Origin of the sequence: Actinoalloteichus caeruleus (assembly GCF_049311605.1) — a bacterium.
Lineage (GTDB): Bacteria > Actinomycetota > Actinomycetes > Mycobacteriales > Pseudonocardiaceae > Actinoalloteichus_B > Actinoalloteichus_B caeruleus.
In genome coordinates, this window is sequence record NZ_CP186005.1 from 2,045,968 (window position 1) to 2,058,213 (window position 12,246).

At 72.5% G+C, this 12,246-nt stretch carries 9 protein-coding genes; 5 read left to right on the top strand and 4 right to left on the bottom strand.

The window, feature by feature from the left end:
• Positions 1-192: 192 nt before the first annotated feature.
• On the bottom strand, positions 193-1,515 hold the full coding sequence (locus tag ACOJVX_RS09140; protein WP_337662088.1) for an acyl-CoA dehydrogenase family protein: 1,323 nt from the start codon (positions 1,513-1,515) through the stop codon (positions 193-195).
• Positions 1,516-2,155: 640 nt separating this feature from the next.
• Between ACOJVX_RS09140 and ACOJVX_RS09145 the strand changes: the two genes are divergently transcribed.
• The 3 genes from ACOJVX_RS09145 (at position 2,156) to ACOJVX_RS09155 (ending at position 7,172) form a co-directional block, all read left to right on the top strand.
• Positions 2,156-4,075: a rhamnogalacturonan lyase gene (locus ACOJVX_RS09145; RefSeq protein WP_422647417.1), complete on the top strand. Its 1,920-nt coding sequence runs from the start codon at positions 2,156-2,158 to the stop codon at positions 4,073-4,075.
• Between the two features lie 123 nt (positions 4,076-4,198).
• Positions 4,199-5,521, top strand: a complete 1,323-nt coding sequence (locus ACOJVX_RS09150; protein WP_026419234.1) for an enolase C-terminal domain-like protein — start codon at positions 4,199-4,201, stop codon at positions 5,519-5,521.
• Positions 5,522-6,500: 979 nt separating this feature from the next.
• Entirely contained in the window at positions 6,501-7,172 is a 672-nt protein-coding gene (locus tag ACOJVX_RS09155) for a lytic polysaccharide monooxygenase auxiliary activity family 9 protein (RefSeq protein WP_081715513.1), read from the top strand.
• A 120-nt stretch (positions 7,173-7,292) separates the two neighbouring features.
• On the opposite strand, the gene ACOJVX_RS09160 is transcribed toward ACOJVX_RS09155, so the two are convergent.
• The 3 genes from ACOJVX_RS09160 to ACOJVX_RS09170 form a co-directional block, all read right to left on the bottom strand.
• A complete protein-coding gene (locus ACOJVX_RS09160) occupies positions 7,293-8,288 on the bottom strand; it encodes a transketolase family protein (RefSeq protein ID WP_030107471.1) in 996 nt (331 codons plus the stop codon).
• The gene (locus tag ACOJVX_RS09165) at positions 8,285-9,166 is read right to left on the bottom strand and encodes a transketolase (protein ID WP_026419238.1); all 882 of its coding nucleotides are present in this window, start codon (positions 9,164-9,166) and stop codon (positions 8,285-8,287) included. The genes ACOJVX_RS09160 and ACOJVX_RS09165 overlap by 4 nt, the downstream gene beginning before the upstream one ends.
• 130 nt (positions 9,167-9,296) lie before the next feature.
• Positions 9,297-10,067, bottom strand: coding sequence for a FadR/GntR family transcriptional regulator (locus ACOJVX_RS09170; protein ID WP_422647418.1), 771 nt, complete (start codon positions 10,065-10,067; stop codon positions 9,297-9,299).
• Between the two features lie 332 nt (positions 10,068-10,399).
• Here ACOJVX_RS09170 and ACOJVX_RS09175 point away from each other — a divergent pair, with 332 nt between their 5' ends.
• Both ACOJVX_RS09175 and ACOJVX_RS09180 read left to right on the top strand, forming a co-directional pair.
• Positions 10,400-11,422 (top strand): adenosine deaminase, encoded by a 1,023-nt coding sequence (locus ACOJVX_RS09175; RefSeq protein WP_026419239.1) that lies wholly within the window; start codon positions 10,400-10,402, stop codon positions 11,420-11,422.
• Positions 11,423-11,507: 85 nt separating this feature from the next.
• Entirely contained in the window at positions 11,508-12,224 is a 717-nt protein-coding gene (locus ACOJVX_RS09180) for an MgtC/SapB family protein (RefSeq protein ID WP_026419240.1), read from the top strand.
• The last annotated feature ends 22 nt before the right edge of the window (positions 12,225-12,246 follow it).

A 12,246-nucleotide genomic window follows, 5' to 3' on the forward strand; every position in this document is an offset into this window, starting at 1 on the left:
CAGCCTAGCGATCCGGACCCGTCCGTGGGGAGGGAACCAGGTCCCGGATCAGAGCCAACCGGGGGAGCGCCCCCGTCCGATCGGAGCGCCGGCCGCGCCCCGGGTGCGGTCGGGGACGTCGGTCAGCGTTCCCGAGGAACGCCACCGGCGGCCCGGGCGAGCGGCGCCAGCGAACCGGAGGACGTCGCCCCCTCACCACCGGGGAACGGCGGTGTCCCGTTCCGGGTCCCCACCCAAGGCCGCGATCCCGAGCCAGTCCGCGCACACGTCCGACGTCGCCGGGTGCAGAGCGCCGTACCGGGCGTCCCGGTAGATCCGCTCCAGCGGGTTGCCCCGCGTCGTGGCCGCCGTTCCCGCCGCCTCCAACACCGAGGAGGCCACCGTGGCCGCCGTGTCCCCGGCGAGGAGCTTGGCCCGCCACACCCAGCGGTTGGTGGCCGGCGATCCCGGATCCCGGTCGACCCGGTTGGCCGCCTCCCGCACCGCCAACCGGGCGGCCGCGACGGCGGCGTCGGCCCGGCCCATCCGTCCCCGCACAGCCGGCAGGTGGTCGAGGCCGCGCTCGCTGAGCTGGGAGCGGGCCTCCCGCAGCGCGGACTCGGCCACTCCGACATAGACGGCCGCGTAGGAAGCGATCATCCAGTGCGGCATCGCCTGGACGAACGTCGGCGCGAGACCCTCCACGCCGCCGAGCAGGGCGTCCCGCCCCACGGTGACGTCAAGTCGGAGGTCGTCGCTGGCCGTCGCCCGCATCCCGAGGGTGTCCCAGGACCGGACGACCTCCACGCCGGAACCAGCGGGAACCACGAAGTAGGAGACGGTGGGGGTCGAGTAGTCGCGGTCCACCGCCGAGCGGGCACCCACCAGGTAGAGGTCGGCGTGGCCGGCGGCCGACACGAAGGACTTCTCCCCGATGATCCGGTAGCCCTGTTCCACCTCGTGGTAGGTGGTGGACATCCTGGACAACCGGGAACCGACCCGCCGCTCGCTCAGGGCGACGGCGAAGAGCTTGCCGGTCAGCGCCGCCGCCAGGATCCGGTCGTGGGCCTGGGCCACCTCCGCCCGCCGGTCGGGGTCGTCCACGAGCGTGGCCGGCAGGCTCGTCAGCGCCCCCACCACGGAGGAGTGCATGTTGAACACGAGGGCGGTCGCCCCGGACCCGCAGGCCAGCTCGATGGCGATCTCCACGTAGTCCCCGAAGCTGGCGCCGGTGCCGCCCAACCTGCGCGGTGCCATCAGGCCGAACAGGCCGGCGGACCGCAGCTGCTGGAAGTCGGTGATCGGGAAGGCCCCGGCCTCGTCGTGCTGGGCGGCGCGCGCCGCGAACAGGGGGGACAGCGCGCGGGCCCGGGACAGGGCCTCGGCACTGGTGGCCGGCGCGTCGTCCGGCGGGATCACCCCGCCCCAGTGGTCGGGCCGGTCCTCTCCGACCAGCCCGACCGGCAGGTCCGGCTGCGTCGACTCCTGGCGCCGGTCCCGGGGCCGGCTGCCGGAGGGCGCGCCGTGCTCGATCACGGCGCCCCGAACCTCTCCGCGCCCACCAGCTCCCGGGGCGCGCCGCGGGGCGGGCGCGGGAGCCGGCGGGGGAGGGGGGCGGTTCGGGGGTCGCGCGATGTCGAACGCACCAGGAGGTCCTTCCGTCGATCGTGCCGGCAGCGACTGGCGGGTCACGTCCGGCGCCGCGCGGGACGTTCGGCGGTGGCCCGTCGAGGAGACCGTCGACGGTGTCCCGAACCCCGGCACCGTCCCCAGTGTGCGATGGGTGGGCGGGCGTCGCAGGGAGCACCGCGTCCCCGGTTCGGGGGCATTCACGTTCACGTTCCCCGTGGTCGTCACGGGCAGCGACCACGAGGAGTGAACGGAAAGGCCAGGTCAGCACGGTCGGGCCGGTCGGCGAGTCGGGGCCCGAGGCGGGCCGGGCCGAGTCGACCGGCTGTCGACGGCCGTCCTCGCGGGGGCCGGGTTCGTCGGCGACCACCGCGCCCGAGGTGGACTCAGCCGGACACCTCAGTCATCAGACATCTGTCAGGTATCGGCCAAGAACAGCGCGGTAAGTCTCGCGCGATGGCCGGTTGGGAGCAAGATACATCCTACCTATCCGGGCTGTTCCGTCCGATCAGCGTGGATCACGGCATCCCAACTCGGAGGTTGTCCCATGACGTTCCGGAAGCGCCCCAGACGCGTGGCCGTCGGTGCGCTCGCCATCACCGCCGCCGTCGCCCTGCCGACGGCGCTCGCATCGGGGGCGGCCGTGGCCGAACCCGACGCGCCGTCGACCACCGGCTTCGGTATCCCCCGTGGGTACGGCGGCGCCGAACAGCAGCTGGGGCGCGGCGTGATCGCCGTGCACGACGGCGACGCCGTCCACGTCGGCTGGCGTCTGCTGGAGACCGACCGCGCCGACGTCGCCTTCCACCTGTTCCGGGAGACCGACGGCCGGCGTACCAAGCTCAACCGGGAGCCCATCACCGGCGCCACCCACTGGGTGGACGAGGAGGCCGACCCCGGCAAGGAGAACACCTACCACGTCCACGCCGTCCGCAACGGCGGCCGGGACAACCAGCGCGGCTCCTACACGCTGCCCGCCGGCTCCGAGGACCGGCCGTTCTTCTCCTTCGACCTCGCCGACGACATCGACCAGACCGCCCGCCACGTCGCCGTCGGCGACCTCGACGGCGACGGCGAGATGGATTACGTGATCAAGCGTGGCGACCAGAACATCGACCCGTCCAAGGGCGAGGAGCCACGCGACACCTACAAACTGGAGGGCTACTCCAGCGAGGGCGAGTTCCTCTGGCGCCGCGATCTGGGCGTCAACCTGCGCACCGGGATCTGGTACACGCCCTACCTCGTGCACGACCTCAACGGCGACGGCAAGGCCGAGGTCATCTACAAGTCCAGTGAGGTGGACGAGGACCTCAACGGCGACGGCATCATCGACTACCGGGCCAGCCAGAACTGGCGGGTCTACGACGGACCGGAGTACGTCGAGATCCTCGACGGCGCCACCGGCGAGACCATCGAACGCCAGGACTGGATCGACCGGGGCGAACCGGGGGTCTGGGGTGACGACCGGGGCAACCGCTCCGAACGCAACCTGATGACGGTGGCCTACCTCGACGGCCCCGACGCCCACCCGAGCCTGATCACCCTGCGCGGCACCTACGCGAAGATGGTGGCCGAGGCCTGGGACTTCGACGGGGAGACGGCCACCCTGCGGTGGCAGTGGAACCGGCCGACCGACGAGAACGGCCGCTACCCGAAGGGCGCCGGGTTCCACAACCTGCGCACCGGCGACATCGACGGTGACGGCCGCGACGAGATCATCAACGGCAGCATCGCCATCGACGACGACGGGTCGACCCTGTGGATCACCGAGGAGGGTCACGGCGACCGGGTCCACATGACCGACATCGACCCGGAGCGCGAGGGCCTGGAGATCTTCTACGTCCAGGAGGTCAACAGCCACTACAGCAACCCGATCCACCTGCGGGGCGCCGAGGAGGGCGACCTGCTGTGGGGGCCCACCGGCGAGAAGTGGGACGACGTGGGCCGGGGCGTGGCCGCCGACATCGACCCCCGCCACCCGGGCCTGGAGGTGTGGGGAGGCCGCCCCAACCCGCAGGGCATCGTCGAGGTGGTGGCACCCGTCGACGGCCTCTACAACGCCAGGGGTGAGCGGATCGGCACCCGACCCGCCAGCGTGAACTACGGCATCTGGTGGGACGGCGACCTGCTCCGCGAGCTGCTCGACGGCATCTACATCGACAAGTGGGACTACGAGAACGAGGAACTGGTCAACCTCGTGACGGCGGAGGCCGACCCGTTCGGTGGCACCGACCGCTACGCCGTGCTGGGCTACGGGGACGTCTTCGGCGACTGGCGCGAGGAGGTCTTCTACGTGCACGACCGCAGCGAGATCCGGATCTACACGACGACGATCCCGACCGAGTACCGGTTCCCGACCCTGCTGCACGACCGGGACTACCGGGCGAGCCTCGCCGCCGAGTCCATGGGCTACATGCAGTCCACCCAGCCGGGCTTCTACTTCGGCGAGGGCATGGACGGCACCTGATACGTCCGGTCCCGGGTGGCCTCCTCTGTCCCGGAGGGAGGCCGCCCGGACCGGGCACCCGGCCGCGACGCGCGGCCGACACCCGCCGCCGCCCGGCGCGGGACGACCCCGAGAAGGTAACTGATGACCGCCTCCATCGTCGCCATCGACACCCAGGACATCCGCTTCCCCACCTCCCGTGAGCTGGACGGTTCGGACGCGATGAACCCCGACCCGGACTACTCGGCCGCCTACGTGGTGGTGCGGACCGACGCCGCCGACGGTCTGGAGGGGCACGGCTTCGCCTTCACCATCGGGCGGGGCAACGACGTGCAGGTGGCGGCGATCCGCACCCTCGCGCCGGCCCTCGTCGGCCGGCCGCTGGACGACACCCTCGCCGACCTGGGCGGCCTGTGGCGTTCCCTCGTCCACGACAGCCAACTCCGGTGGCTCGGGCCGGAGAAGGGGGTCGTGCACATGGCGATCTCCGCCGTGGTCAACGCCCTGTGGGACCTGCGGGCCAAGCGGGAGGGCAAACCGCTGTGGCGGCTGCTGGCGGACCTGGAACCGGAGGAGGTCGTCGACCTCGTCGACTTCCGCTACCTCAGCGACGCCCTGACCAGGGCGGAGGCCCTGGACATCCTGCGTTCGGCCCGGGAGGGGCGCGCGGGGCGGGAACGCCGCCTGCTCGCCGAGGGCTACCCCGCCTACACCACCTCGCCCGGCTGGCTCGGGTACGACGACGCGAAGCTCACCAGGCTCGTCCGGGAGGCGCTGGCCGCCGGCTTCACCCAGATCAAGCTCAAGGTCGGCGCGGACCTCGACGACGACCTGCGCCGGCTGCGGGTCGCCCGGGAGATCGCCGGCCCCGACGTGCGCATCGCCGTGGACGCCAACCAGCGGTGGGACGTGGCCGAGGCGATCGACTGGACGCGGGCGCTGGCGCCGTACGACCCGTGGTGGATCGAGGAGCCCACCAGCCCCGACGACGTGCTCGGACACGCCGCCATCCGGCGGGGCGTCGCCCCGGTGCGGGTGGCCAGCGGCGAGCACATCCACAACCGGGTCATGTTCAAACAGTTCCTCCAGGCCGACGCGATCGACGTCGTGCAGATCGACGCGGCGCGGGTGGCCGGGGTGAACGAGAACGTCGCGATCCTGTTGCTGGCCGCGAAGTTCGGCCGACCGGTGTGCCCGCACGCCGGCGGGGTGGGCCTGTGCGAACTCGTCCAGCACCTCGCCATGTTCGACTACCTCGCCGTCAGCGGGACCTGGGATGACCGGGTCATCGAGTACGTCGACCACCTGCACGAGCACTTCGTGGACCCGGTGCGGGTGCGCGGCGGCCGTTACCTCGCCCCCGAACGCCCGGGTTTCTCCGCGCAGATCCGCACCGCCTCCCGCGCCGCGCACCGCTACCCCGACGGTGTCGCCTGGGTCGCCGACCGCGTTCCCACCTCGGGGTAGGTGGCACTCGCGCCCGACGTCCGGCCGTGGCCGGTCGCCGCGCCTCCGGTGGCCGCTCGACCAGCGGGCCCGCCGTGCCCACGCCGGTAACACCCGGGGCCGGCCGCTCGGGACGGGGGAGGTCCGCGTCGGCAGCTCACCGGCGGTGTCCACTCGGAGGAGCCGCCGGCCCAGCGAACGACGTCGCTGGTGCGACCCGAGCGGGCGGTGAACCTCCGGCGTCATCACGCGCGCCGACGCGGGCGGCCCTGACCCCCGGCGCCGGGGCGGCCCCGCCCCCGTGCGGCATGTCCCGGGAGTCCTGGGGGCGAACGCGCCGACGCGATCCCGCCACGTGATGGGAGCGCTCCAAGGAGGCATGGGGTGATCGGTGTCCACGCGGAGCGCCCGGTGGCCGCCACCAATGTCGACGGCGGCGGTCGCGGTCTCCTGGCCAGCGGGAACGGTGTCGGTGACCGACGTGCGGCGTGCGCGGGCCCCGTGGCCGCCGGTGCGGGGAACCGGTTGCGTCGCAGGGTCCGAGGCCGGATCGGTGGCCGCTGACCCCCCCTCGGCCGCCTCGCCGTCCGGTTGGGTCACGCGTTTCGTCGAACCGAAACCGGACGGCGTTCTTTGCCCTGCTCAGCGCCCCGGCTCGGGCCGAGGCCGTCCGGTCGCGCTGGGATCTTCGGAGCTGGGTCGGTGCGGCAACAGGAGTATTTGCCGTGTTGGTCGCTGACCAGGTGTTGACACACCGTGCGTGCCGGCCCCACTCTGGGAGCGCTCCCAGTTATCCCGTGGGTCGTTCCTCCGGCGGCAGCCAGAGCGGAGACCGCGCCGGCCAGCACCTCGGTCGACGCGGACGGCCCCGGGCGGCCGGTCGACCACCGGCGGCGGCGTCGGGCCAGACGCGGCCCCGGTGGTCGACCGTGGTCGACCGGCGCGGACGGCGGGGAGCGGACGACTGACCAACGCTGACCAGTCGATCAAGGAGACCAAGGTGAAGGTGAAAGGAAAACTGAGGTTCTTCGGCCTGCTGGCCGGCCTCGCCGGTATGTTCGCTCTCGCGATCCCGCCCCAGGTGGCCTTGGCGCACGGCGGCCTGACCTACCCGCAGACCAGGACCTACGCCTGCTACGTGGACGGTCTCGCCGGCGGCATCGGCGGTGACCTCGACCCGACCAACCCGGCCTGCGCCGACGCCATCGAGATGGGTGGCAAGAACGCGCTGTGGAACTGGTTCGGCAACCTCCTCCCCGACGCGGGCGGCCGCCACCAGGAGATCATCCCCGACGGGCGCCTGTGCGGCCCCGGCGACACCTACGCCGCCTACAACCAGGCCAGGACCGACTGGCCCACCACGACCATGCCCGCCGGTGAGACGGTGACCATCCGCTACAACGCCTGGGCCCCGCACCCCGGCACCTGGTACCAGTACGTCACCAAGGACGGTTGGGACCCGACCCAGCCGCTGAAGTGGTCCGACCTGGAGCCCGAGCCCTTCGACGTCGTCACCGACCCGCCGATCAACGGCAGCGGCCCGCACGGCGCCGAGTACACCTGGTCCGCCGACCTGCCCGACAAGAGCGGCCGGCACATCATCTACTCGATCTGGCAGCGCTCGGACAGCCCGGAGGCCTTCTACAACTGCTCCGACGTGATCTTCGAGTGACCGGGTTCGCCAGCTGAGCGAACCAGGCAGGGAACACGGGGTGGGGAGCCGACCAGGCTCCCCACCCCGTCCTCCAGGAGGGGCGACCACACCCGGAGACCGGGGCGGTCGCGGCCCGGATCAGACCTCCAACGCGTCCAGCACCCGGCGCACCAGCCGGTCGGTGGACAAGCCGTACCGGTCGTGCAGGGTGGGCAGCGCCCCGGCGGCCAGGAACTCGTCGGGCAGGGCGACCGGCACCAGGTCGCGACCGACGCCGTTGAACGCCAGGCAGGACGCCACGGCCTCGCCGAGCCCGCCGACCACGCTGTGGTTCTCCACCGTCACGACCAGCCGGTCGGACCGGCCCACCCGCAGCACGGCCTCGGTGTCCAACGGCTTGATCGTGGGCACGTGCAGCACCCCCACGTCGACCCGGTGCTCGGCCAGCCGCTCGGCCGCCGACAACGCCCGCATCGTCATCAGACCGCTGGACACCAGCGTCACGTCGCGACCCGTGCGCAGCTCGGCGGCCCGACCCACCTCGAAGGTGTAGTCGTACTCGTCGAGCACCGTGGGGACCTTGCCGCGCAGCAACCGCAGGTAGGTGGGGCCCGCCACCTCGGCCAGCGCCGGGACCGCCTGCTCGATGTCCACCGAGTCGCAGGGGTCGACGATCGTCAGCCCGGGCATGCCCCGCAGGATCGCGATGTCCTCCGTCGCCTGGTGGCTGGGCCCGTAACCCGTCGTCAGGCCCGGCAGCCCCCCGACGATGTTGACGTTCAGCCCCGGCTCGGCGGCGTCCAGGCACAGGAAGTCGTAGGCGCGCCGCGTCGCGAACACCGAGTAGGTGGAGGCGAAGGGCACCAGACCCACCTCGGCCATCCCGGCGGCCGCGCCGAGCAGCAGCTGCTCGGACATGCCCATCTGGAAGAACCGGTCGGGGTGAGCCTGGGCGAAGACGTGCATGTCGGTGTACTTGCCCAGGTCGGCGGTCAAGCCGACGATCTCGGGGCGTTCCTCCGCCAGCCGGGACAGGGCGTGCCCGAACGGCGCGGGGGTGGTGCGCTGCCCCTCGTCGACGAACGAGGCGATCATCGCCGAGGTGGTCAGCCGTTTCCTCGTCGGCGTGCTCATCGCTGCGCTCCCTGGTCGAGTTGGTCCCTGGCGATCTGCCACTCGTGCTCGTCGATGCGCATGAAGTGCGCCTTCTCCCGGGTCTCCAGCAGCGGGACCCCGGACCCGATCCGGGTGTCGCAGATGACGACCCGGGGGGTGTCGGCGTCGGCCTCGGCGAGGCTGTCGAAGGCGCGCAGCAGCGCGGGCACGTCGTTGCCGTCCACCCGCACGGTGTGCCAGCCGAAGGCCTCCCACTTGCGCTCCACCGGCTCGATGGCCAGCACACCGGCCGTCGGCCCGTCCGCCTGCAGGGCGTTCATGTCGACCACGGCGGTCAGGTTCCCCAGCCGGTGGTGGGCGGCGCCCATCGCGGCCTCCCAGGTGGAGCCCTCGTCGAGCTCGCCGTCGGAGAGGAGGTTCACGACGCGGGAAGCGACCCCCCGGTGCCGCAGGCCCAGCGCCATCCCGACCCCGACGCCCAGGCCGTGGCCCAGCGACCCGCCGGAGATCTCCATGCCGGGCGTGTAGGAGGCCATGCCCGACATCGGCAGGCGGCTCTCGTCGGAGCCGTAGGTCTCCAGTTCCTCGACGGGGATCACCCCCGCCTCGGCCAGCGCCGCGTACAGGGCGATCGCGTAGTGCCCGATGGAGAGCAGGAACCGGTCCCGCTCGTCCCAGTGCGGGTCCGCCGGCCGCAGGCGCAGCTGGTCCTGGTACGCCACGGCGAGCACGTCGGCGACGCCGAGGGCCTGGCCGACGTAGCCCTGCCCCTGGACCTCGCCCATGTTCAGCACGTGGTGGCGCATCCGGTGGGCCGCGTCCGCCACCCGGCGAACCCGGTCCTCGAACGACGGGCCGGCGGGCGCGGCGCGGTCGACGTCCTGCGTCGCGGTCATCATCGGCTCCCTTCTCGTAGTGGTGGTGCTGGTGGGCACGGCCGGGAAGCCCCGGGTGCCCTGCCGCGACCGCCCCGGTGTCCACCGGGGGCCGCCGCCGGTGTTCGGAGGTGCGGTCGTCCTCCTCCGCTCACCCACCCGCGGCCGGCTGGTCGACCGGCCCGGCGGGGTGCCCGGTGGAGGAGTGGTTGGTGGGGGCGGGCGTGGACCGGGCGGTGAGGTCGCGCCACAGGGTGAAGTGGCGGGCCATCGCCTCCCGCGCCGCCCTCGGATCGCCGGCCTCGATCGCGTCGACGACCTCGTAGTGGACGTGGTCGGTCTCCCAGCCGTCCCGGCCGGCACGGCGTTCGGCAGCCAGCGCGGCGGCCCGCCGTGCGGTCAGCTCGTCCCGCAGCACGTAGCCGATGCCGTCGTGGAGGAAGTCGAACATCGGGTTGTCGACGATCCGGAACAGGCGGTGGTGGAAGGTGAAGTCGGCGTCGGTGGCCGCCTCGACCCGCCCGGCCAGGGAGGACTCGACCATCGCGTCGACGTCGGCGCGCAGCGCCCGCACGTCCTCGGGGAAGGCGAGGGTCGCGGCCTCGGCGGCGACGGAGAGTTCGAGGAGTTCCCTCGCCCGTTCGAACTGCGGTCCGCTGATGTGCCCCAGCCGCATGGCGAGGCTGAAGTAGAGCCGCATGAAGTTGGCGTTGGGCACCTCCAGGTAGGTGCCCCGTCCCTGGGTGCGGTGGAGGAAGCCCAACATCTCCAGGCTGGAGAGCTGTTCGCGCAGCGTCGCCCGGCTCATGGCCAGTCGGGCGCCCAGCTCCCGTTCCGGGGGCAGCCGGAGCCGACCGGTGTGCTCCTCGGGGGTCGCGGCCTGGCGCAACGCGTCCACGAGGGTGATGAGGTGCGGCTCCACCCCGGCCTCCCCGCATTGGTCTGACCAAATCTTCGTCGGGACGCTAGACAGCGCGCCCCACCCGTGTCAAGGCCTTGGTCTGACCAATCTCCGGTGCGCGTGGGCCGCGCCACACCGCGACCCACCGGGGCTCGACAGCCCTCCGTGCCCGGTCCGACACCGCCGGTCGCCACCCGGTGCCCACCGCTCACCCCACCGCGTGATCAGGGGTTTTCCTGCGTACGATCCGGATCTGTCCGCACGCCGGGCGCCCGTCCCGAGCGGGCCGACCGGCCGCGACCACCCCGGCCGCCGAAGACGGCCGGGCACCACCACCACGGAGGGAGCCCGCCGTGCCCGTCTCGGCCGAGTTCGTCGCCGGCCTGCCCAAGGCCGAACTGCACGTCCACATCGAGGGGACCCTCGAACCCGAGCTCAAGTTCGAGCTGGCCGAGCGCAACGGGCTCGAACTGCCCTTCGCCGACGTCGACGAACTCCGGGCCAGTTACCAGTTCCACGACCTCCCGTCCTTCCTCGGCGTCTACTACGACGGGATGCGGGTGCTGCTGACCGAACGGGACTTCCGCGACCTGGTCTACGCCTACCTGCGGCGGGCGGCCGACCAGAACGTCCGCCACACCGAGATCTTCTTCGACCCCCAGGCCCACACCTCGCGGGGCGTGCCCTTCCCGACCGTGGTGCGGGGGCTGCGGCAGGGCGTGGTCGACGCCCAGCGGGACCTCGGCGTGCACGCCGAGCTGATCCTCTGCTTCCTGCGTGACTTCTCCGCCGAGTACGCGATGGCGACCCTGATGGAGTCGCTGCCCTACAAGGACTGGATCGTCGGCGTCGGCCTCGACTCCGACGAGAAGGGCAACCCGCCGGAGAAGTTCGCCGCCGTCTTCGCCAGGGCCAGGGCCGAGGGCTACCTGCTCACCATGCACTGCGACATCGACCAGGAGAACACCACCGAGCACCTCCGCCAGGTGCTGGAGGTCATCGGGGTCGACCGCATCGACCACGGCCTGAACGTCCTGGAGGACGACGCGTTGGTCGAGGAGGTGCTGCGCCGGGGCATCGGCCTGACCGCCTGCCCGATCTCCAACGGCGTCGTCACGGCCAGCATGAAGGCCCCCGAGATCCGCGCCCTGCTCGACCGGGGGGTTCCCGTGTCGGTCAACTCCGACGACCCCGCCTACTTCGGCGGCTACGTCAGCGAGAACCTGGTCGCCCTCGCCGGGGAGCTCGACCTCGACGAAGCGGACCTGGTGGCGTTGCAGCGCAACGCCTTCACCATCTCCTGGCTGGCCGCCGGCCGGCGGGACGCCTTCCTCGACGAGCTCGACGCCTACGCCAGGGAGCACGGCGCCGCCTGACCCGCCGCGCCCGGCGTCACCCGACCGGGGACGTCGGGCGCGTTCGCGGTCGCCGGGGCACCGGCCCCGGGTTAGCGTCGCCGGGGTGGAGGGCCCCGTCTCGTCCGGACTCGGTGAGATCCCCCTGCTGGGGGAGCTCGCGGTCGCGCTCCTGCTCTCCAGCCTCATCGGACTCGAACGCGAGATCCGGGCCAAGAGCGCCGGCCTGCGCACGCACAGCCTCGTCGGCCTCGGTACCGCCCTGTTCATGGTCGTCTCGCAGCACGGCTTCACCTCGGTCCTCGGTGACGACGTCATGCTCGACCCGTCCCGGGTGGCCGCCCAGATCCTGACCGGCATCGGGTTCATCGGCGGCGGGCTCATCTTCGTCCGCCGCGACGCCGTCCAGGGCCTGACCACCGCCGCGTCGGTGTGGGTGACGGCCGCCGTCGGCATGGCCAGCGGTGGCGGCCTGTTCGTCCTCGCCGTCGCCACCACCGCCGCCCACTTCCTCGTCGTGGCCGGCTACCCCTGGCTGACGCGGCACCTGCGGGGTTCGTGGCGCCAGCCCAGCACGGTCCGCATCGGCTACCTGGAGGGGCGGGGAGTGCTGCGCGGCGTCCTCTCCGCCTGCACCAGCCGGGGGTGGACGGTGCTGGACCTGCACGTGGAGTACGAGGACCGCGCGGAGGACCACCGGACGGTCGTGGTGGTCGTCGAGCTGCGGGGGCGGGGGTCGCTCGAGGAGCTGGTGCGGGAACTGACCGGCCTGCCCGGTGTCCTGCACGTCGCCGGGGGCGCCGACGCCGCTCCCCGGTTGTGAACCCGGTGCTCCGCTCCAGGGG

What these genes read in the sequence shown, in the direction of transcription:
- ACOJVX_RS09145 (WP_422647417.1), top strand. Translation starts at nt 2,156, where the DNA reads ATGACGTTCCGGAAGCGCCCCAGACGCGTGGCCGTCGGTGCGCTCGCC.
- ACOJVX_RS09150 (WP_026419234.1), top strand. Translation starts at nt 4,199, where the DNA reads ATGACCGCCTCCATCGTCGCCATCGACACCCAGGACATCCGCTTCCCC.
- ACOJVX_RS09160 (WP_030107471.1), bottom strand. Translation starts at nt 8,288, where the DNA reads ATGAGCACGCCGACGAGGAAACGGCTGACCACCTCGGCGATGATCGCC.
- ACOJVX_RS09165 (WP_026419238.1), bottom strand. Translation starts at nt 9,166, where the DNA reads ATGACCGCGACGCAGGACGTCGACCGCGCCGCGCCCGCCGGCCCGTCG.